Here is a 19,566-nt window from a genome sequence, read left to right as displayed (position 1 = left end):
TGAAACCCGTCCCCCGATGCTCAGCTTTCCTTGAAGCGATAACCGACGCCATACAAGGTCTCGATCATATCGAAATCGACATCGACCTGATTGAATTTCTTGCGCAGGCGCTTGATGTGGCTGTCGATGGTGCGGTCGTCGACATAGACCTCGTCGTCATAGGCCGCGTCCATCAGGGCGTTGCGGCTCTTCACCACGCCCGGGCGCTGCGCCAGCGATTGCAGGATCAGGAACTCGGTCACGGTCAGCGTCACCGGCTCGTTCTTCCAGGTGCAGGTGTGGCGCTCCGGGTCCATGCGCAGCAGGCCGCGCTCAAGCGCCTTGGCGTCCTCGGGGCGGGCCGGCGCGCCGACATCCTTGGCGCCGGCGCGGCGCAGGATCGCCTTGACGCGCTCGACCAGGAGCCGCTGCGAGAAGGGTTTGCGGATGAAGTCGTCCGCGCCCATCTTCAGCCCGAAGAGCTCGTCGATCTCCTCGTCCTTCGAGGTCAGGAAGATCACCGGCAGATCGGACTTCTGGCGCAAGCGGCGCAGCAGCTCCATCCCGTCCATGCGCGGCATCTTGATGTCGAAGATCGCCAGGTCCGGTGGGTTCTGCTTCAGGCCGTCGAGCGCCGAGGCGCCGTCGGTATAGGTCATGATCCGGTAGCCCTCGGCTTCGAGCGCGATGGACACCGAAGTCAGGATGTTGCGGTCGTCATCGACCAGCGCAATTGTTGGCATAAGTTTTACGTCTCTTGGCCGCGTTGCAATAAATGGGTCCACTCTCGCGAGAGAGCGGCCAAACCGTGGCTGCAATCTAGCGATGGCGTGACAGTTCCGCTACCGTCATCAGAATAAGGCCGGAAAGGCAAAGAGGTTCCGTGGTGCGAGATCCCGTCAGGCGGAATGAAGACGCCGTCAGCTCGAATCAAGACCCAGTCAGGTCGAGTAACGAGCCCGCCCAGCCAAGCGGGAACCCTGCCCGAACCAATCCAATCCGGCCGACCGATGAGACGGCGCGCGGATTGGCGCGACATCTCTTGCGTAGCGCGCGCTTCGGCTCGCTCGCGACCTTGGGTCAGGACGGCCACCCGACTGCCACGCTGACGAGCCTTGCCACCGACAGCGACGGCACGCCATTGATCCTGGTCTCGGCGCTCGCGGCCCATACCGGCAACCTGATCGCCGATCCGCGCGCCTCACTCCTGATCGCGCCGGGCGGCAAGGGCGATCCGCTGGCCCATGCCCGCATCACGCTCAAGCTCAGGGCACGGCGCATCGCGCGCGAGACGGAGGAAGGCCTGCGCATCCGCCGCCGCTTCCTGGCGCGCCAGCCCAAGGCCGCACTTTATGCCGATTTCGGCGATTTCTCGTTCTTTGCCCTCGGTATCGAGGCTGCAAGCCTGAATGGCGGCTTCGGCAAGGCCTATGAGTTGGGGCCCGCGGATATCCTGAGCGAACCGACCCGGGCGCAGGCCCTGGCCGAGATCGAGGAGGGCGCGGTCGCGCATATGAATGCCGACCATGCCGATGCGCTCAGGCTCTATGCGCGGGTACTGCTCGGAGCGCGCGACGGGGCCTGGCGCGCGACGGGGCTCGATCCGGACGGGCTCGATCTTGCGCTCGGCGATGCCGTGCTGCGGCTCGGCTTTCCCGCTTGCGTGGATAGCCCGGCGAGCTTGCGAAAGACGCTGGCGGAACTGGCCGCGCAGGCCCGCCAGCATCTTCCGGACATTCACCGGGCTTGAACGGGGTTTACCACATCGGATCATTTAAACGATTTAAAAGATTTTCTTCGGGTGAAGGCCTTTTCGGCGGGTTGAGCCGGCGTCATCATAGGCCTAAAGAGCCTGCCACTTAAATCTTTAAAGCCTGCCTCGTCTGCGCGACGACCTCTGTTCGCGTATCTTTAAAATGCGTTTTTGCCTTGAATGGCATGCCTCGGGAGTGTCCCAGTGGAAACCATTGGTCAGTTCAACACAGCTCACGGCGCCGAAACCTTCGGCTTCCGCAAGCTGAAATCCCTGTCCTGGAACCTGCAGGCGCCGCAGCTCTACGAGCAGGCCCTGAAGCGCGGCGAAGGTGGGCTGGCCGCAGGCGGCGCGCTCTGCGCCGACACCGGCACGCATACCGGGCGCTCGCCCAAGGACAAGTTCGTGGTACGCGACGCCCTGACCGAAGGCACGGTCTGGTGGGAGAACAACGGCGCGATGTCGCCGGAGCATTTCGAGGCGCTGCTCGCCGATTTCCTCAAGCACACCGAGGGCAAGGAGCTCTTCGCGCAGGACCTTTATGGCGGCGCCGACCCGGTGCACCGCGTCAAGGCGCGCGTCTTCACCGAACTCGCCTGGCATTCGCTGTTCATCCGCAACCTCCTGATCCGCCCCGAGATCGAGGAGATCGCCGGTTATGTGCCGGAGCTGACCATTGTCGACCTGCCGAGCTTCAAGGCCGATCCCAAGCGCCATGGCTGCCGCAGCGAGACCGTGATCGCGATCGATTTCACCCGCAAGATCGTGCTGATCGGCGGCTCGGCCTATGCCGGCGAGATGAAGAAGTCCGTCTTCACCTATCTGAACTACACGCTGCCGGCCAAGGGCGTCGTGCCGATGCACTGCTCGGCCAATGTCGGCTCCAAGGACGATTCGGCGATCTTCTTCGGCCTGTCCGGCACCGGCAAGACCACGCTCTCGGCCGATCCCGATCGCACGCTGATCGGCGATGACGAGCATGGCTGGTCGAAGAACGGCATCTTCAACTTCGAGGGTGGCTGCTACGCCAAGACGATCAAGCTCTCGGCCGAGGCCGAGCCGCAGATCTTCGCCGCCTCCCAGCGTTTCGGCACGGTGCTCGAAAATGTCGTGCTCGACCCCTTCACCCGCGTCGTCGATTTCGACGATCAGAGCAAGACCGAGAATACGCGCTCGGCCTATCCGCTCGATTTCATCCCGAATGCCTCGCGGACCGGTCGCGCCGGCGTGCCGAAGAACATCGTCATGCTGACGGCGGACGCCTTCGGCGTGATGCCGCCGATCGCCAAGCTGACGCCGGCAGAGGCGATGTACCACTTCCTCTCCGGCTACACCGCCAAGGTCGCCGGCACCGAGCGCGGCCTCGTCGGCGTGGAGCCGGAATTCTCGACCTGCTTCGGCTCGCCCTTCCTGCCGCGCCATCCGTCGGAATACGCCAATCTGCTGCGCGATTTCATCGCCAAGCACCATGTCGATTGCTGGCTGGTCAACACCGGCTGGACGGGCGGCAAATACGGCGTCGGCCGGCGCATGCCGATCCGCGTCACCCGCCGTCTGCTGACCTCGGCGCTGGACGGTTCGCTCAACCGCGCCGACTTCCGCCGCGACCCCTATTTTGGCTTCGCGGTGCCGACCTCGGTGCCCGGCGTCGAGCCGCACATCCTCTATCCGGTCAAGACCTGGCAGGATAAGGCCGAATTCGCCGAAACGGCCAAGCGGCTGGTCGGGATGTTCCGTGAGAATTTCAAGCGCTTCGAGAGCCATGTCGACGATGCGGTCAAGGCCGCGGCGCCGGTGAATTCCTTGGCGGCGTGAGCGCTTCCCGCTCCAGCTGTGATAGGAGAAGGCGGCGATGAGCCGCCTTCTTCTTGTCACTGTCCAACTCCTGACCACCCTGATCGTCCTCAGTGCGACGGCATGGGGCTGCGGCCTCCTGCTCTTTCGCCTGACCGGTACGATCGCGACGCTGGCGGCCATCGGCTTCGGCCTCGCAGGTCTTGCTGGCGCGGTCGGGATCTGGACCGGCACGGCGCGACTGCCGCTCTCCTTCGCGGTGCTGTTTCTCGGCCTGCTCGGCTGGTGGAACGGCATGGCGGCGTCGCACGACCGGGACTGGATTCCCGAACTCGCCAAGCTGCCGCAGGTCACGCGCGAGGGCGAGACGATCACCGTCGGCAATCTGCGCGATTTCCGCTGGCGCACGGAGGCTGATTACGACCAGCGCTGGGAGACGCGCAGCTACGACCTGACCGGGATCGAGGGCGCGGACCTGTTCCTGTCCTATTGGTCGGGCGAGGCGATCGCCCATCTCCTGGTCAGCTTCACCTTCAAGGATTCGGTGCCGCTGACCTTCTCGATCGAGGTCAGGCGCGAGAAGGGCGAGGAGTGGTCCTCGCTCGCCGGCTTCTTCCGCACCTATGAGATGGCTTATGTCGCCGCCGACGAGCGCGACATCGTCGGCCTGCGCAGCCATGCCCGCCAGGAGGATGTCCGCCTGTTCCGGCTCGCCGCCACGCCTGCCCAGGCGCGCGACGTGCTCATGGCCTATATCGCCGACGTCAACCGGCTGGCGGCGACGCCGCGCTGGTACAATACGCTGACGACGAATTGCACGACGGTGGTCTACCATCTCGTCGGCTCTGTCGCGCCCGGCTGGACCTTCTCGCTGCCGCTCGACCCGCGCGTGCTGCTGTCGGGTTATCTGCCGGGCTATCTCCAGCGCATCGGCGCGGTCAGGACAGACATCCCGCTCGACGAGCTGGTCCGGCAGGGGCGGATCAGCGAGCGGGCGCGGACGCTGTCGCTCGACGATCCGGAGTTTTCGAAGAAGATCCGCGCCGGCGTGCCGGCCGGGCGGCCATAGGTCTGGAGCATTTTCGAGCGAAGCGGACACCGGTTCGCGTGAAGACAATGCGATAAAACAAAGAGATAGAGCATTTCCGCGCTTCGGAGAAACGCGGAAATGCGCGAGACTGACGGAAAGATGTGTCTCACCTGTTCTGGAAATCGGGCTTCCGCTTCTCGATGAAGGCCGCCATGCCCTCCTTCTGGTCATGCGTCGCGAAGAGCGAGGAGAAGACGCGGCGCTCGAAGCGCAGCCCTTCGCTCAGCGCCACCTCGAAGGCGCGGTTGATCGCTTCCTTCGCCATCAGCACCGAAGGAAGCGACTTGGCGGCGATGCCGTCGGCCGCCTTCATCGTCTCGGCCATGAGATCGGCCAGGGGCACGATACGCGCGACGAGGCCGGCACGCTCGGCCTCGTTGACGTCCATCATCCGCCCGGTGAGGCAGAGATCCATGGCCTTGGCCTTGCCGATCGCCTTGGTCAGGCGCTGCGTGCCGCCGGCTCCGGGAATGACACCGAGATTGATCTCGGGCTGGCCGAATCTGGCGTTGTCGGCGGCGATGATGAAGTCGCACATCATGGCAAGCTCGCAGCCACCGCCGAGCGCAAAGCCCGCAACCGCTGCGATGATCGGCTTATGGCGCTGGCCGATGCGGTCCCAATCGGCGAATTTGTCGTCGAGATAGGTCCCGGGGAAGGTCCGGCCCTGCATCTCCTTGATGTCGGCGCCGGCGGCAAAGGCCTTCTCCGAGCCGGTCAGGACGATACAGCCGATATTGGGATCCTTTTCGAAGCCGTCGATGGCCGCGTTGACCTCGTCGATGAGCTGGCCGTTCAGCGCGTTCAGCGCCTGCGGCCGGTTCAGCGTGATCACGCCGACCTTGCCCTTCACCTCGACGAGAATGGTCTCATAAGCCATGGCGGCCTCCCGAATGCTTCGTTGGGCCACGTTTAGCGGGCGGGAGGAGCGCGGTCCATGCGAGGGAGCGCACGCCGACATGGGCGCTGCCGTGACCAGGTCTTGCCGTCGCAAGCCGGATCACCTTCACTCACCCCGTCTTGCAGGAGGAGGGCGACCCCATGACCGAGTCCATCACCGGCGCCTGCTTCTGCGGCTCCATACGCTTCCGCTTCAATCAGCCGCCGGTGGCGAAGCGAGCCTGCTGGTGCCGCGACTGCCAGTATCTTTCGGCCGGCAACGCCTCGATCAACCTGATCTTCCCGCTCGCCAGCCGCGAATTGGAGGGCGAGGTCCGCGACTATGTCAGCCTCTCCGACAGCGGCAACACGATGCGCCGCAGCTTCTGCCCGCATTGCGGCACGCCGCTGTTCAGCACCTCGTCATCGCGACCGGAGATGGTCGTGGTCCGCGCCGGCGCGCTCGACGATCGCGAGCTCGGCAAGCCGGAGGGCTTCATCTGGACCGCGTCCGCACCGTCCTGGGGCCTGACCGACACCGACCTGCCGTCCTGTCCGAACCAGCCGCCGCCCGTTGCCGCCCGCTGATCAGCGCGGTGGCTGGCAGCTTTCGCAATAGAAGGTCGAGCGGCCCGACTGCACCAGCCGCTTGACCACAGAACCGCAGCCCGGCGTCACGCAGGCCTGCCCCTCGCGGTCATAGACGCGAAACCGGTGCTGGAAATAGCCGAGCGAGCCGTCGGCATGGGCGAAGTCGCGCAAGGTCGAGCCGCCGGAGATGATCGCCTCCTCCAGCACCTCGCGGATGATCTGGGCCAGCGCATGCGCCGCCGGTCGCGGGCGGCCCGTCGCGGTGGCGATCGAACCGGCCTCGGCTTCCGGATGGAGCCCGGCGCGGAACAGCGCTTCGCAGACATAGATGTTGCCCAGGCCGGCGACGAGGCGCTGGTCGAGCAGGGCCGCCTTCAGCGGCGCGAATTTCCCCGCGAAAAGCTTCGCCAGAGTGTCGCCGGAGAGTTCGTTCCCCAGCGGCTCGATGCCCATGCCGGCGAAATGCTTGGACGTCGCGAGATCGGCGCGCGGAACGAGGTCCATGAAGCCGAAGCGGCGGACATCGTTGTAGGTGACGCGGGCGCCGGAGCCGAGATGGAAGACGACATGGTCGTGCTGCAGGTGCCGGCCGATCTCGTTGTAATAGGCGCCAGGCTCGGTCGGCGGCGTGCCGGGCGCCTCCACCACGAAGCGCCCGCTCATGCCCAGATGCATGATCAGCGCCTGGCCGTCATCGAGATCGGCGATCAGATATTTGGCGCGCCGCGACAGGGCTTCGACCTTGCGGCCGGTCAGCCGTTCGACGAAGCGATCAGGCAGGGGAAAGCGCAGGTCGGGCCGGTTCTGCTCGACGCGCGCGAAGACCTGCCCCAGCATGGCGGGCTCCAGCCCGCGACGAACGGTTTCGACCTCGGGAAGTTCGGGCATTCCAATCCACTCTCAAGCCTGCGTCGAGACGGGCCGCGACAAGCCCCGCTCGTTTCGCTATTCATCGCCTCACCAGAACACAAGAGCAGCCCGCGCCGTGACAGCAGCCTCCGACACCACCCATTTCGGTTTTGAGACCGTGCCGCTCGCGCAGAAGCAGGCCAAGGTCGACGACGTCTTCCACAAGGTCGCCAGCCGCTACGATCTGATGAACGATCTGATGTCGGCGGGCCTGCACCGGCTCTGGAAGGATGCGCTGATCACGACGCTGAAGCCCGCGAAGGACCGGCCCTTTCATCATCTCGACGTGGCCGGCGGCACCGGCGACGTCGCCTTCCAGGTGCTCGACGCTGGCGGGCCGCAGACCGACGTCACCGTACTCGACATCAATGCGCAGATGCTGAGCGTTGGCCGCGACCGGGCGCAGAAGCGTTTTCCCGATGACGATCGCATCCGCTTCGTCCAGGGCAATGCCGAGGCGCTCGGCCTGCCCGACAACCATTTCGACGCCTATACGATCGCCTTCGGCATCCGCAACGTGCCGCGCATCGACAAGGCGCTGTCCGAGGCTTTTCGCGTGCTCAAGCGCGGCGGGCGGTTCCTCTGCCTCGAATTCAGCCATGTCGACGTGCCGCTGCTCGACAAGGTCTATGAGGCCTATTCCTTCAATGTCATTCCGCCGATGGGGCGGATGGTGACGGGCGAGGCCGAGCCCTACCAGTATCTCGTCGAATCGATCCGCAAATTCCCCAAGCCGCAGGCCTTCGCCGGCATGATCGAGGATGCCGGCTTCCGGCGGGCGAAGTTCACGCCGATGACCGGCGGCGTCGTGGCGCTGCATTCCGGCTGGAAGCTGTGACGATGCCGGACGCGTCATGCTCGGGCTTGCCCCGAGCATCTCAGGCCAGAGTGTCCTGCCGGAGATGGCCGGGTCGAGCCCTGCCATGACGGAACGCGCATGATCACTGCCATCGCTCATCTCGCCCGGTCCGCGCGGGTCGGCTTCGTGTTGGCGCGCGAGGGCGCGCTTGCCCTCGTCGATCCCTCCGTCCTGCCGCCTCTGGCGCGCGCCGCGATCCGGCTCGGGCGCTTGATCGAACGCAAGGGCGCGGGCTCCTCGGCGACGCGGCTCGCAGCGGCGCTGACGCGGCTTGGACCGTCCTATGTCAAGTTCGGCCAGTTCCTGGCGACGCGGCCCGATGTCGTCGGCATGAAGATCGCCGAGGATCTTTCGGCTCTGCAGGACCGGATGGCCCCGTTCCCGATGGAACAGGCGCGCGCCGCGATCGAGGCCGCCCATGGCCAGCCGGTCGAGGCGATCTTCGCCGAATTCGGGCCGCCCGTTGCCGCCGCCTCGATCGCACAGGTGCATCGCGCCCGGCTGAAGGATGGTTCGGAGGTCGCGGTCAAGGTGCTGCGGCCCGGCATCCGCGACCGCTTCCACCGCGACCTCGCGGCGATGCGCTTCGGCGCGGAGATGGCGGAACGTCGCTCGCCCGAGGCGCGCCGCCTGCGCATGTCGGGCGTGGTCGAGACGCTGGCGCGCTCCGTGACGATGGAGATGGATCTCAGGCTGGAGGCCGCCGCCCTCTCCGAATTCGCCGAGAACACCAAGGATGATGCCGATTTCCGCGTGCCGACGCCGGATTGGCAGCTCACCGCGCGCGAAATGCTGGTCGACGAATGGATCGACGGCGTCCGGCTCTCCGACATCGAAGGGTTGCGGGCCGCCGGACATGATCTCCAGGCGCTCAGCCGAACCGTGATCCAGTCCTTCCTGAAGCATGCGATCCGCGACGGCTTCTTTCATGCCGACATGCATCCGGGAAACCTGTTCGTCGACTCGGCAGGGCGGCTCGTCGCCGTCGATGGCGGCATCATGGGCCGGCTGGGACTGAAGGAGCGGCGCTTCCTCGCCGAAATCCTGCTCGGCTTCATCACCCGCGACTACACTCGCGTGGCGGAGGTGCATTTCGAGGCCGGCTATGTGCCGGGCCACCATGCGGTCGCGGATTTCGCCCAGGCGATCCGCGCGGTCGGCGAGCCGATCCATGACAAGAGCGCCGACCAGATCTCGATGGCGAAGGTCCTGACCCTGCTCTTCGAGATCACCGGGCTGTTCGACATGGCGACGCGCACCGAGCTCGTGATGCTGCAGAAGACGATGGTGGTGGTCGAAGGCGTCGCGCGCACGCTCGATCCGCATCTCGACATGTGGACGACGGCCGAGCCCGTGGTGCGCGACTGGATCACCCGCAATCTCGGGCCGCTGGGCAAGATCGAGGATGTCGGGCGCGGGATGCGCTCGCTCGCCTTCAGCCTCGCCAGCCTGCCCGAGACGGTCGGCCGGGCGGAGCGCGTGCTCGGCCAGCTCGAAGACGCCTCGCGGCACGGGTTTTCGCTGGATGAGCGCAGCATCGAGGCGATCGGCCGCGCCGAAGCCCAGCGCAACCGCTGGGGCAATTGGGCGCTCTGGCTGATCGCGGGCCTGATCGCCTATGCGGTGCTGGGATAAGCCCGATCCCATCATTGCGAGCACCCGGGTCTTGCCTTCGGCAAGCCCGAGCACAGGCTCCGCGAAGCAATCCGGGAGCGGCAGCACTCGACGCCCCCCTGGATTGCTACGTCGCCACGCTCCTCGCAATGACGATGAGGATGCCGGTTAAGCCGCCACGCAGGCTTCCGCGGGGGCGCTGCTGATCATCCAATGTGTGCCGAAGCGGTCCTGGAGCATGCCGAAGCGCGGCGCCCAGAAGGTTTCCTCCAGCGGCATCTTGATCCTGGCGCCATCCGAGAGCGCGGCGAAGATGCGTTCGGCCTCGGCCGTCTCCTTGACCGTGACGCTGACCGAAACGCTCTGCATCGGCCCCTCGCTGCGGTCGGGCGGAGCGTCGGACGCCATCAGCATCTGCCCGCCCTCGAGCTGGAGGCAGGCATGCATGATCTTTGGAACCCAATCAGGGGCGACCTGGCTCTCGGCCGGCGTGCCCTTGTGGTTCATCATGGCGATGATCTTGCCACCGAGGATCTTTTCATAGGCGGTGAAGGCTTCCTCGCAATTGCCGGGGAAGAAGAGATAGGGGGCGATCTTCATGGGATCTGTCCTTGCGTCTGGAGGGGATGGGCCCGCGTTCACCCGGTCCGGCGGTAACGGGCGGTCATGAATTCGGTCCAGCCGCCGTTTCCATCGGGCACGGACGAGGTCAGGATGCGGTGATCGGGGCTGACGATGGTCATGATGTCGCGATAGGCCGAGAGCGAGCCGTCGCCGCTCATGGCGGGCCCCTCGCTGTCCAGCACCAGGGCCGTGCCGGTTTCGTCGAGGGCTCCGTCGTAGAGCCATTGATGGGTCATCATCGAACCGATGAAGCTGCCGACAAAGCGGCCCTTGGCCGGGTCGAAGCCGAGCGTCATCAGCGTCCTCCCGGTGCATCCGTCGGGCATCTCGCCCCGGCCTTCGCCGAGCGTCCAGAGCCCGCCCAGCGATCGCACGCTTTCCGTGCCCTTGAACGTCTGGCGCGGCTGGTCGGGGCCCATGGAGCAATCCATCTCCGTGGCCCACTCGCCGACGAGCTCCGCGAGCCACTCATGTTCCTTCTGGGGTTCTGCTTTCATGGGGTGCCTCCTCTCCGGTTCTTGAGCTTGGGTTTTCGTGATGTGCGGGACATGACGGTCAGGCGGGGCGCTCGGCCTGCGCCTTGAGGCTGGCGAGACCGGCCTCGAAATCGCCGCCGACCATCCGGTCCATGTTGAAGAAGACATGGATGATCTTGGCGAAGAACGGCGTCGGTCCCGTCATCGTCCAGGTCACATGGGTCGTCGTTCCCTGCGGCTGCAGCGCGAAGACGGCGGCGTTATGGGCCTCGAAGGGCTTGATGAAGTCGAGCTTGAGCCCGAGCTTGCTTGACGGTTCGGCCGTGACGATCTCCATGCTGCCTTCGCCGACATTCTTGTCGCCGGCCCAGGCATAGATCGCCCCCTTGCCGGTCTCGGCCCCGCTGAAGCTGCGCTTCAGGTTGGGGTCCTTCTTCTCCCAGGGCGACCAGGCGCCCCAGGCCCTGAAATCCGCGATCAGCGGGTAGATGCGCTCGGGCGGCGCATTGATGGCGATGGCGCGCTGGACCTGAAAGGTGTCGGGCTTCATTGCGGCGAGGATCAGCACCACGACGATGCCGATGGCGAGGAGCGCCAGCAGGCTGAGAAGACTGGTCTTGAGCATGGATTGTCCTCGTTTGACGCCGCCGCGCGGCTCTTTCTCTTTGTTCTGACGCGTTTTCTTGACGCGAACCGGTGTCCACTTCGCTCGAAAACGCTCTACGGTTGCGCGTCCTTGGCTGGCGCCGCCTTTATCTCGCGCAGCACCTCCTCCAATCGTCCCAGGCTCTGGTCCCAAAAATGGCTGTAGTGTTCCAGCCACTCCGAGACCTCGCGCAGCGGGCCGGGATCGAGTCGGCAAGGCCGCCACTGCGCCTCGCGACCGCGCGTGATCAGTCCGGCCCGCTCCAGCACCTTGAGATGCTTGGAGACGGCCGGCAGGCTCATCGCGAAGGGCTCGGCCAGCTCCGTCACCGAGGTCTCGCCCAGCGACAGCCGCGCCAGGATGGCGCGCCGCGTCGGGTCGGCAAGGGCGGACAAGGTGAGGCTGAGCGGGTCGCTCGACATTCAATTAAACCGATGAGTTAATTAACTTGACGGTTCAGTAATGCCACAGCGCTGCGCTGTCAAGCGGACACCCCGGCCGGCCTGCATCGGACCCATCCCTGTTGTCAGCAGGGCAGCGGCGCAGCTAGAAGCTCGACCGAACGAGAGGTACGTTCGCCCCATGACATTCGAGACCGCTGCCACGCCAGACGCCGCCGTCGACCGGCTCGAGCTGCTCTATGCGGACGCGAAGAGGGCGTTGCGGGGCGACCTGCAGCGCTTCTTCGATACGGGCGAGGCGCCGACAGTCGAGGAGCGCGCGCGCTATCGCTACCCGCTGCTGCGCGTCACCTACGAGCCCTCGAAGCTGCCCGCCGCGACGCGGCGCGGTTTCGCCAAATTCGCAGCGCCGGGCGTCTATTCGACCACGGTGACGCAGCCGGCCGAATTCCGCGCCTATCTGCTCGACCAATTGCAGCCGCTCGTCGAGGACTATGGCGCGACGATCGAGACCGGTGTGAGCCATCAGGAGATCCCCTACCCCTATGCGCTCGAAGGCGGCGACGAGTTCGGGCGCGGCAAGGTCACGGCCGCCGAGCTTGCACGGCATTTCCCGACGCCGCTGCTCTCGCTGGTCGGCGACGAGATCGCCGACGGCACCTTCGACATCGTCGAGGGCGAGCCCCGCCCGCTCTCGCTGTTCGATGCGGTGCGGGTCGACTATTCGCTGCGGCGGCTGGTGCACTATACCGGTACCGACTGGCGCGCCGTGCAGCCCTGGGTGCTGCTGACCAACTACCACCGCTATGTCGACCAGTTCGTGCGGCTGGCGCTGGCCGAGATCGAAGCCGGCACGGCAGAGGCCCTGGTGACACCGGGCGGTGTCCGGATCGAGCGCGACGGCATCGACGTTTCGGCAGCCGAGCGGGTGATGTCGGCGCCCTGGCATCGCTTCCAGATGCCGGCCTATCATTTGATCCGCGGCAAGGGCGATGGCGTGACGCTGGTCAATATCGGCGTCGGCCCCTCCAATGCCAAGAACATCACCGACCACCTCGCGGTGCTCAGGCCCAATTGCTGGTTGATGGTCGGCCATTGCGGCGGCCTGCGCCAGACGCAGATCATCGGCGACTATGTCCTGGCCCATGCCTATCTCCGGCAGGACGGCATCCTGGACGAGCTGGTGCCGCCCGACATTCCGATCCCGGCGCTCGCCGAGGTCCAGGTCGCCCTGCAGCAGGCGGCGGCCGAAGTCACGGGCGAGCGCGGCGACCGCCTGAAGAACCGCCTGCGCACCGGCACCGTCGTGACGCAGGACGACCGCAACTGGGAGCTGCGCTGGACCAAGGAGCGCCGCCGCATCAACCTCTCGCGCGCCATCGCGGTCGACATGGAATCGGGCACGATCGCAGCGCAGGGCTACCGCCTGCGCGTGCCCTACGGCACCTTGCTCTGCGTCTCCGACAAGCCTCTGCATGGCGAGATCAAATTGCCCGGCGCGGCGAATGCCTTCTATGAGCGCGCCGTCGGCGAGCACCTCAAGATCGGGCTCGCGGCGCTGGAGAAGCTCAAGGAAGCGGGCTCGACCATTCACTCGCGCAAGCTCAGGAGCTTCGACGAGCCGCCGTTCAGGTGAGGAAGACCAGCCGTCATTCTCGGGCGAAGCCCTCGGGTCCGATCTTCGATCGGCCCAAGGATAAACTCCGCGCAGGCCCGAGAACCTCCGGCAAGAGATGCTCGGGTCTTCGCCCGAGCATGACGGCAAGGCGGCCCGCCCCATGACAGCCCCGCCCGCCGGATGCTAGGTGAAGGGCATCCCGGCTCAGGAACCTCCGCCCTTGTCCGCATCCCGCTCCGTTCTCCTGATCATCGGCGGCGGCATCGCCGCCTATAAATGCCTGGAACTGATCCGGCGCTTGAAGGATCACGGCATCGCCTCGCGCTGCATCCTGACCAAGGCGGGCGAGGAGTTCGTCACGCCGCTCTCCGTCTCGTCGCTGGCCGGCGAGCGCTGCTTCACCGATCTGTTTTCGCTGACCGACGAGGCCGATATCGGCCATATCGCGCTGTCGCGTTCGACCGACCTCATCGTCGTCGCGCCCGCCACGGCCGATCTCATCGCCAAGATGGCGACGGGGCTCGCCAATGACCTGGCCTCGACCGCGCTGCTCGCCACCGACAAGCGCATCCTGATCGCGCCTGCGATGAATCCCAGGATGTGGGAGCATCCGGCGACACGGCGCAACATGGCGCAGCTCGAGAAGGACGGCGTGCTCGTCGTCGGGCCCAATTCCGGCGCCATGGCCGAGCGCGGCGAGAGCGGGCCGGGCCGCATGGCCGAACCGCTCGAGATCCTGGCCGCGATCGAGCGCGCTTTGGCCGGCGATATGGCGGCGCAGCCGCGTGCCATCGGCTTCCTCGGCCGCATGCCGGGAGGCGCGGCCATCGCGCAGAAGCCGCTTGCCGGGAAGCATGTGCTCGTCACCTCGGGCCCGACACATGAGCCGATCGACCCGGTGCGCTACATCGCCAACCGCTCCTCGGGCAAGCAAGGCCATGCCATCGCAGCCGCAGCCGCAGCCGCTGGCGCCAGCGTGACGCTGGTCTCCGGCCCCGTCGGCCTGCCCGACCCCGACGGCGTCACTACGATCCATGTCGAATCCGCTCGCGAGATGCTGGCGGCGACCGAGGCGGCGCTGCCCGCCGACATCGCGGTCTTCGCGGCCGCCGTCGCCGATTGGCGCGTCGCGGACGCAGCACCGGAGAAGATGAAGAAGGGCCCCAGTGGGACGCCGGCCCTGGCGCTGGTCGAGAATCCCGACATCCTGGCGACAGTCGCTCACCGCAAGACCGGCCGGCCGGCGCTTGTCGTCGGCTTCGCGGCGGAGACGGAAAACGTCATCGACTATGCCCGCGCCAAGCTCGCGAGGAAGGGCTGCGACCTGATCGTCGCCAATGATGTCGGCGGCACCGGCGTGATGGGCGGCGATTCCAACACCGTCCATCTCGTCACCCGCGACGGCGTCGAGACCTGGCCGACCCTGGCGAAGGAGGAGGTCGCGAGTCGCCTGATCGCACATCTCGCCGGGCTGACGGGCGTCTCGAAGGCGGGAGCCTAGGCATGGTCACGATCCCCGTACGCCGCGTCGGGCATGGCGCCGGGCTGCCGCTGCCAGCCTATGAAAGCGCGGGCGCCGCGGGGCTCGATCTGCGCGCGGCGCTGGAAGAGGAGGGCACGCTCGTCATGGCGCCCGGCGAGCGCATCGCGGTTCCCACCGGCCTTGCCCTGCAGCTGCCTGCCGGTTTCGAGGCGCAGGTGCGCCCACGCTCGGGACTGGCGTTGAGGCATGGCATCACCCTGCTCAACGCACCGGGCACGGTCGACAGCGACTATCGCGGCGAGGTCACGGCGATCCTGGTCAATCTGGGCCAGGAGCCCTTCACGATCCGTCGTGGCGACCGCATCGCGCAATTGGTGATCGCGCCGGTCACGCAGGCCAATCTCCTCGAGACGGCAATCCTGGATGAAACCGCGCGCGGCGCCGGCGGCTTCGGCTCGACGGGCGTTTCGGACGCGCCCAAGTCGGACGTGATCAAGGGAGCCGACGCGTGAACCTGCTCTCGCGCCGCAGCCTGCTCGCCATCGCGGCGGTGGTCGATATCGCCTTGCATGCGCGGCCCTCGCCGGTTGCGGCCAAAATGCTGGCGGCGCGGCACGATCTGCCGCCGCGCCATCTCGAGACGCTGCTGCAGGCGCTGGTCCGGGTCGGCATCCTGAAGGGCGTTCGCGGTCCCCGCGGCGGCTATGAGCTGGCGCGCGAGCGCCGCCGGATCACCGCCGGCGAGATCGCGCGCGCGGCGATGCAGGAGGCTGGCGAGGACGGCCTCGGTCCGATGCCGCAATCGCGCCTGATCGATCTCGTAGTCGGCCCGCAGGTGGAACGAGCCTCGCAGGCCTTTCTCTCGACACTGGATGGAGTCACGGTCGAGGAGCTGTGCCAGCAGGCGGAGCGGCGCGCAGCCTTTGACGGGGCGGGTGCGACGGCTGATTTCACAATCTGAATTTGTATATAAGGCCTATCATCGACACGGGCTGTGAATTGAATTAGCGTCGCCATCAATCACGATCATTCCCAGGAGGATCCCATGACCGAGGCCGTGCGCACGCCCCACCCCGCTCCGAGCAAGGCCCCAGGCCGCGGCCGGGTCTATGAATCGATCACCGACACCATCGGCGACACCCCCTTGGTCAAGCTCAACCGCCTGCCGGCCGAGCGCGGCGTCAAGGCGACGATCCTGGCCAAGCTCGAATTCTTCAACCCGATCTCCAGCGTCAAGGATCGCATCGGCGTCAACATGGTCGATGCGCTTGAGGCCTCCGGCGCGTTGAAGCCGGGCGGCACGCTGATCGAGCCGACCTCGGGCAATACCGGCATCGCGCTTGCCTTTGTCGCCGCCGCGCGCGGCTATCGCCTGATCCTGGTGATGCCGGAGACGATGTCGCTGGAGCGCCGCAAGATGCTGGCGCTGCTCGGCGCCGAGCTCGTGCTGACACCCGGCCCCGGCGGCATGCGCGGCGCTGTCGCCCGGGCCGAGGAGCTCAAGGCGGAGATTCCGGGCTCGATCATCCCGCAGCAATTCGAGAACCCGCACAATCCGGAAATTCATCGCAAGACGACCGCCGAGGAAATCTGGAACGACACCGACGGCAAGGTCGACATCTTCATCTCCGGCGTCGGCACGGGCGGCACCATCACCGGCGTCGGCCAGGTGCTCAAGGCACGCAAGCCCGACGTGAAGATCATTGCGGTCGAGCCCGAGGATTCGCCGGTGCTGTCGGGCGGTGCGCCCGGCCCGCACAAGATCCAGGGCATCGGCGCCGGCTTCGTGCCGGGCATCCTTGACCGCTCGGTGATCGACGAGGTCGTCACCGTCGGCAACCAGACCTCCTTCGAGACGGCGCGCGCTCTTGCCAAGAGCGAGGGCATTCCCGCCGGCATCTCGTCGGGGGCAGCGGTGGCCGCGGCGCTCGAAGTCGGCGCGCGGCCGGAGAACGCGGGCAAGACCATCGTCGTGATCATCCCCTCCTTCGCCGAGCGCTATATTTCGAGCGCCTTGTTCGAGGGGCTGTGACGTCGACCACGATTCAGATCGTCCGCGTCAGCGCTGCGCTGCCGGACGGTTTCGAGGCCTTGCGGCAAGAGGCGGCCGGGGAGGATTACGCCTTCCTCGATCGCTTGGCCGAGGAGGTCGCGCGCGGCGACTATGCCAGCGATGCCGATCTGCCTGTGCTCTTCGCAGCCTTCGCGGAGGGTGAGTTGGCAGGGCTGGGCGCACTCACGCCCGACCCTTACGACCCGGAGCCGGATCTCGCCCGGCTGCGCCACCTCTATGTGCGGCCCGCCCGCCGCCGCCATGGCGTCGGGCGCGCCATCGCCGCGGCCCTGATCCAGCAGGGTTTTGCCGTGGCGGCGCGGCTCTCCCTGCGCGCGGCGGATGACCGCGCCACCGCCTTCTGGGATGCGGAAGGTTTTCGGCGCGATCCCAGCGGCGCGACGCGTACGCATCTGCTGGAGCGCTGAGCCGAGGGCAATTTCCGGTCCAATCCGATCCGATCGTTCGATTGCTCTCAATCTTTGTTAGACGCATTTTCTTCACGCGAAGCGGTATCCACTTCGCTCGAAAATGCTCTGGCCGCTCAGCGACGCAGTACGAGCCGGTTGCCCCAGGGATCGGCGATCGAGGGTCCCTTGGCATCCTCGCTGCCGCCGGCAGCCAGGATGCGCTGGCGCATCGCCTCGAAATCCCCGGCCTCGCGAGCCACCAGCTCGAAAAAGCCGAGCCCCGCCTCGCCCTCGCCGCGTGCGCCGGCGCCCCGGCTGTTCCAGATATTGCCGGCGATATGGTGGTGATAACCGCCGCTGGAGAGGAAGCTCGCGCCAGGATAGCGCACCATCAGCGCGAAGCCGAGCTTGCCGGCGTAGAACGCCTCGGCCTCCGCCGTATCGCCGACGCGCAGATGGATATGGCCCATGCGCGTGCCGCTCGGCATGCCGGCATAGGCGCCGGCCTGCGCCTCGCTCAGCAGCGCCTGCAGATCGAGCCGCTCGGTCGCCATCTTGATCGCACCGTCGCGGCGCGGCCAGTCGGCGCGCGGGCGGTCGCGGTAGATCTCGATGCCGTTGCCTTCGGGGTCCGACAGATAGAGCGCCTCGCTGACGAGGTGGTCGGAGGCGCCTTCGATCGCGATGCGCGCATTGGCGGCGTGGCCGACCCAATCGGCCAGGGCGCCGCGCGAGGGCAGCAGGATGGCGAGGTGGAACAGGCCGGCCGGCGAGGTCGGGCGCTCGGCGCCCTCCTCCAGCCGCACCAGAACCTCGCCATCGACGCCGAGCGTGGCGAGGCCCGGCTCCTGATGGATCAGGGCAAGGCCGATCGCGTCACGATAGAACGCCGTCAGCTTCGCCAGATCGTGAACCCGCAGTGCCACCGCGCCGATATGGAAGGGCGCATCCAGCGCTTCGAGCCGGACGGGCGAAGCGGATGTGGCGTCCCGGAAGGAATCTTGGACCGCGACCATGGCAGCCTCCGAAAATGAGCCGGCCTTCACTTGGCCGTGTGAGCCGGAACATGGCGATCTTCGCCCGCCTTGTCGCCCCTGGCGCCGGCAAGCTCATGATTGCAGCCGCGCAATCGCGGGCAGGGCTCACGGCTTGGTCGGGTCGCGCCGGTCGATCGCGAAATGCTGGAACCATGGCGCTTCCACCCCGCCGATCAGCGAAGCGAGCAGGCGCGAGGCGACGAAGCTGAAGGTGATGCCGTTGCCGCCATAGCCATAGGCCGCGAGCATGCGCGCCTGCCCGGGCACCCGCCCGATCAAGGGCAACCCGTCCGAAGTCTGCCCGAAGGCGCCCGACCAGGCATGGCCAAGCGTCGGCTCGGCCTGCGGCAGGAGAGCCTTGAGCTTGCCGAGCAGGGCTTTCGTCTTCTGCGGGCCCAGCCGCTCGCGCAGCTCGGGATCCTCGGTCGCTTCATCCTCGCCGCCGAGCACGATGCGGCCATCGGTCGTCGTGCGGCAGTAGATATAGTCCTGCGAAGCCTCCCAGATGAGGGCAGGGCCGGGCCAGAGCGCCGCCGGCGGCTGCGGCAGGGTCGCGATCGCCCAGCTCGAGGCGGTCCGGTGCAGGTCGCTCGTCACGCAAGCGGGCATCACATAGCCGGTCGCCAGCACGATATGGCCGGCTTCGACGGTCCGCCCGCCAGCGAGTGTGACGGCGGCCGCTTGCGAGCTGCTCTCGAAAGCAATTGCCTCGTCCCGGACCAGGCGCGCCCCGCGCCCGGCGGCTTGCGCCAGCAAGGCGTGGCACAGGCTGAGCGGGTCGGCTTCGGCGGAGCCCGGCGAGACGAGCGCGGCCGCGCGGTCGAAACCGAAGGCGCCGAGCAGCGTCGCATGGTCGAGCAGAGCGCCGGGAAGGCCGGCCCGCTCGCGCAGGATATGCTCGTCCCGAAGCTCGCGCGGGCCGACCTCGCCCGCGGCAAGATAGACCGTCTCGCGCGGAATGAAGGCCGAGCCGAGTCCCAGCCGCGCGACCAGCTCGCCGAGGCCCGCTACGGCGCGGAAGCTGCGGCGATAGACGTCGGCGGCGCGGTCGAAGCCATAAAGCTCCGCCAGCCGGCGCAGCGGCAGGTCGATCTCCCATTGCAGCATGGCGGTGCTGGCAGCCGTGCTGCCGAAACCCTCCCGCTCGCGATCGATCACGATGACCCTGTGGCCGAAGGCGGAGAGATGTTCTGCCACCATCGCGCCGGTGATGCCGCCGCCGACGATCGCGACATCGCACTGGATATCGGCCACCAGCTCTTCGCTGGCCGGGCGTGCCGGGCCGGAAAGCCATGGGCCGCGGCCGCTGCGCAGATCGTCCTGGCGGGTGGTGTCTGGATCCAGCATCCG

Annotated in this window: 21 protein-coding genes; 12 read left to right on the top strand and 9 right to left on the bottom strand. The window is 66.9% G+C overall.

Going from position 1 to position 19,566, the window contains the following annotated elements; genetic code table 11:
* Positions 1–20: 20 nt before the first annotated feature.
* Complete coding sequence (locus tag CYD53_RS16675; RefSeq protein WP_069689160.1) at positions 21–722, bottom strand: response regulator transcription factor; 702 nt, start codon at positions 720–722, stop codon at positions 21–23.
* A gap of 284 nt (positions 723–1,006) precedes the next feature.
* Here CYD53_RS16675 and CYD53_RS16670 point away from each other — a divergent pair, with 284 nt between their 5' ends.
* From CYD53_RS16670 to CYD53_RS16660, 3 genes are all read left to right on the top strand, one after another.
* The gene (locus CYD53_RS16670) at positions 1,007–1,729 is read left to right on the top strand and encodes a HugZ family pyridoxamine 5'-phosphate oxidase (protein WP_245928275.1); all 723 of its coding nucleotides are present in this window, start codon (positions 1,007–1,009) and stop codon (positions 1,727–1,729) included.
* A gap of 183 nt (positions 1,730–1,912) precedes the next feature.
* Positions 1,913–3,547, top strand: coding sequence for a phosphoenolpyruvate carboxykinase (locus tag CYD53_RS16665; protein ID WP_425428310.1), 1,635 nt, complete (start codon positions 1,913–1,915; stop codon positions 3,545–3,547).
* A 37-nt stretch (positions 3,548–3,584) separates the two neighbouring features.
* Positions 3,585–4,595 carry an Lnb N-terminal periplasmic domain-containing protein gene (locus CYD53_RS16660; protein WP_103719205.1) on the top strand — a complete coding sequence of 337 codons (1,011 nt, stop codon included), beginning with the start codon at positions 3,585–3,587 and terminating at the stop codon, positions 4,593–4,595.
* Between the two features lie 127 nt (positions 4,596–4,722).
* Here CYD53_RS16660 and CYD53_RS16655 read toward each other — a convergent pair whose 3' ends face one another.
* On the bottom strand, positions 4,723–5,496 hold the full coding sequence (locus CYD53_RS16655) for an enoyl-CoA hydratase (RefSeq protein ID WP_103719204.1): 774 nt from the start codon (positions 5,494–5,496) through the stop codon (positions 4,723–4,725).
* 161 nt (positions 5,497–5,657) lie between these two features.
* Between CYD53_RS16655 and CYD53_RS16650 the strand changes: the two genes are divergently transcribed.
* Positions 5,658–6,083 carry a GFA family protein gene (locus tag CYD53_RS16650; protein WP_103719203.1) on the top strand — a complete coding sequence of 142 codons (426 nt, stop codon included), beginning with the start codon at positions 5,658–5,660 and terminating at the stop codon, positions 6,081–6,083.
* On the opposite strand, the gene mutM is transcribed toward CYD53_RS16650, so the two are convergent.
* Entirely contained in the window at positions 6,084–6,974 is an 891-nt protein-coding gene (mutM, locus tag CYD53_RS16645; protein ID WP_103719202.1) for a bifunctional DNA-formamidopyrimidine glycosylase/DNA-(apurinic or apyrimidinic site) lyase, read from the bottom strand.
* A 97-nt stretch (positions 6,975–7,071) separates the two neighbouring features.
* Between mutM and ubiE the strand changes: the two genes are divergently transcribed.
* Both ubiE and ubiB read left to right on the top strand, forming a co-directional pair.
* Complete coding sequence (gene ubiE, locus CYD53_RS16640; protein WP_245928274.1) at positions 7,072–7,833, top strand: bifunctional demethylmenaquinone methyltransferase/2-methoxy-6-polyprenyl-1,4-benzoquinol methylase UbiE; 762 nt, start codon at positions 7,072–7,074, stop codon at positions 7,831–7,833.
* 99 nt (positions 7,834–7,932) lie between these two features.
* Complete coding sequence (gene ubiB, locus CYD53_RS16635; protein WP_103719200.1) at positions 7,933–9,489, top strand: 2-polyprenylphenol 6-hydroxylase; 1,557 nt, start codon at positions 7,933–7,935, stop codon at positions 9,487–9,489.
* A 147-nt stretch (positions 9,490–9,636) separates the two neighbouring features.
* Here ubiB and CYD53_RS16630 read toward each other — a convergent pair whose 3' ends face one another.
* The 4 genes from CYD53_RS16630 to CYD53_RS16615 form a co-directional block, all read right to left on the bottom strand.
* On the bottom strand, positions 9,637–10,068 hold the full coding sequence (locus CYD53_RS16630) for a VOC family protein (RefSeq protein WP_103719199.1): 432 nt from the start codon (positions 10,066–10,068) through the stop codon (positions 9,637–9,639).
* A 38-nt stretch (positions 10,069–10,106) separates the two neighbouring features.
* Entirely contained in the window at positions 10,107–10,589 is a 483-nt protein-coding gene (locus tag CYD53_RS16625; protein WP_103719198.1) for a DUF1579 domain-containing protein, read from the bottom strand.
* A 58-nt stretch (positions 10,590–10,647) separates the two neighbouring features.
* Positions 10,648–11,193, bottom strand: a complete 546-nt coding sequence (locus CYD53_RS16620; protein ID WP_103719197.1) for an SRPBCC family protein — start codon at positions 11,191–11,193, stop codon at positions 10,648–10,650.
* A gap of 95 nt (positions 11,194–11,288) precedes the next feature.
* Positions 11,289–11,636, bottom strand: coding sequence for an ArsR/SmtB family transcription factor (locus CYD53_RS16615; protein WP_103719196.1), 348 nt, complete (start codon positions 11,634–11,636; stop codon positions 11,289–11,291).
* A 160-nt stretch (positions 11,637–11,796) separates the two neighbouring features.
* Here CYD53_RS16615 and CYD53_RS16610 point away from each other — a divergent pair, with 160 nt between their 5' ends.
* From CYD53_RS16610 to CYD53_RS16585, 6 genes are all read left to right on the top strand, one after another.
* Positions 11,797–13,251, top strand: coding sequence for an AMP nucleosidase (locus tag CYD53_RS16610; RefSeq protein WP_103719195.1), 1,455 nt, complete (start codon positions 11,797–11,799; stop codon positions 13,249–13,251).
* A gap of 202 nt (positions 13,252–13,453) precedes the next feature.
* Entirely contained in the window at positions 13,454–14,734 is a 1,281-nt protein-coding gene (locus CYD53_RS16605; protein WP_103719194.1) for a phosphopantothenoylcysteine decarboxylase domain-containing protein, read from the top strand.
* A 2-nt stretch (positions 14,735–14,736) separates the two neighbouring features.
* The gene (gene dut / locus CYD53_RS16600; RefSeq protein WP_103719193.1) at positions 14,737–15,228 is read left to right on the top strand and encodes a dUTP diphosphatase; all 492 of its coding nucleotides are present in this window, start codon (positions 14,737–14,739) and stop codon (positions 15,226–15,228) included.
* Positions 15,225–15,677, top strand: a complete 453-nt coding sequence (locus tag CYD53_RS16595; protein WP_092172784.1) for an RrF2 family transcriptional regulator — start codon at positions 15,225–15,227, stop codon at positions 15,675–15,677. Before dut ends, CYD53_RS16595 begins: the two co-directional genes overlap by 4 nt.
* Before the next feature lie 84 nt (positions 15,678–15,761).
* Positions 15,762–16,748, top strand: a complete 987-nt coding sequence (gene cysK, locus CYD53_RS16590) for a cysteine synthase A (protein ID WP_103719192.1) — start codon at positions 15,762–15,764, stop codon at positions 16,746–16,748.
* Positions 16,745–17,197, top strand: coding sequence for a GNAT family N-acetyltransferase (locus CYD53_RS16585; RefSeq protein WP_103719191.1), 453 nt, complete (start codon positions 16,745–16,747; stop codon positions 17,195–17,197). The genes cysK and CYD53_RS16585 overlap by 4 nt, the downstream gene beginning before the upstream one ends.
* Before the next feature lie 116 nt (positions 17,198–17,313).
* Here the strand turns inward: CYD53_RS16585 and CYD53_RS16580 are convergent, their stop codons facing one another.
* Together CYD53_RS16580 and CYD53_RS16575 are read right to left on the bottom strand one after the other, a co-directional pair.
* Positions 17,314–18,195, bottom strand: coding sequence for a VOC family protein (locus CYD53_RS16580; protein WP_146055940.1), 882 nt, complete (start codon positions 18,193–18,195; stop codon positions 17,314–17,316).
* A 126-nt stretch (positions 18,196–18,321) separates the two neighbouring features.
* On the bottom strand, positions 18,322–19,563 hold the full coding sequence (locus CYD53_RS16575; protein WP_103719189.1) for an NAD(P)/FAD-dependent oxidoreductase: 1,242 nt from the start codon (positions 19,561–19,563) through the stop codon (positions 18,322–18,324).
* Positions 19,564–19,566 lie beyond the last annotated feature (3 nt).

It is taken from the genome of Allobosea psychrotolerans, from assembly GCF_002917105.1.
GTDB classification, from domain to species: domain Bacteria; phylum Pseudomonadota; class Alphaproteobacteria; order Rhizobiales; family Beijerinckiaceae; genus Allobosea; species Allobosea psychrotolerans.
This window is presented reverse-complemented; position numbering and strand designations above follow the sequence as displayed.

Coding starts and splice junctions, on each gene's coding strand:
- CYD53_RS16675 (WP_069689160.1), bottom strand. CDS start 722: ATGCCAACAATTGCGCTGGTCGATGACGACCGCAACATCCTGACTTCG.
- CYD53_RS16665 (WP_425428310.1), top strand. CDS start 1,913: ATGGCATGCCTCGGGAGTGTCCCAGTGGAAACCATTGGTCAGTTCAAC.
- CYD53_RS16660 (WP_103719205.1), top strand. CDS start 3,585: ATGAGCCGCCTTCTTCTTGTCACTGTCCAACTCCTGACCACCCTGATC.
- CYD53_RS16655 (WP_103719204.1), bottom strand. CDS start 5,496: ATGGCTTATGAGACCATTCTCGTCGAGGTGAAGGGCAAGGTCGGCGTG.
- CYD53_RS16650 (WP_103719203.1), top strand. CDS start 5,658: ATGACCGAGTCCATCACCGGCGCCTGCTTCTGCGGCTCCATACGCTTC.
- mutM (WP_103719202.1), bottom strand. CDS start 6,974: ATGCCCGAACTTCCCGAGGTCGAAACCGTTCGTCGCGGGCTGGAGCCC.
- ubiB (WP_103719200.1), top strand. CDS start 7,933: ATGATCACTGCCATCGCTCATCTCGCCCGGTCCGCGCGGGTCGGCTTC.
- CYD53_RS16630 (WP_103719199.1), bottom strand. CDS start 10,068: ATGAAGATCGCCCCCTATCTCTTCTTCCCCGGCAATTGCGAGGAAGCC.
- CYD53_RS16625 (WP_103719198.1), bottom strand. CDS start 10,589: ATGAAAGCAGAACCCCAGAAGGAACATGAGTGGCTCGCGGAGCTCGTC.
- CYD53_RS16620 (WP_103719197.1), bottom strand. CDS start 11,193: ATGCTCAAGACCAGTCTTCTCAGCCTGCTGGCGCTCCTCGCCATCGGC.
- CYD53_RS16615 (WP_103719196.1), bottom strand. CDS start 11,636: ATGTCGAGCGACCCGCTCAGCCTCACCTTGTCCGCCCTTGCCGACCCG.
- CYD53_RS16610 (WP_103719195.1), top strand. CDS start 11,797: ATGACATTCGAGACCGCTGCCACGCCAGACGCCGCCGTCGACCGGCTC.
- dut (WP_103719193.1), top strand. CDS start 14,737: ATGGTCACGATCCCCGTACGCCGCGTCGGGCATGGCGCCGGGCTGCCG.
- cysK (WP_103719192.1), top strand. CDS start 15,762: ATGACCGAGGCCGTGCGCACGCCCCACCCCGCTCCGAGCAAGGCCCCA.
- CYD53_RS16580 (WP_146055940.1), bottom strand. CDS start 18,195: ATGGTCGCGGTCCAAGATTCCTTCCGGGACGCCACATCCGCTTCGCCC.
- CYD53_RS16575 (WP_103719189.1), bottom strand. CDS start 19,563: ATGCTGGATCCAGACACCACCCGCCAGGACGATCTGCGCAGCGGCCGC.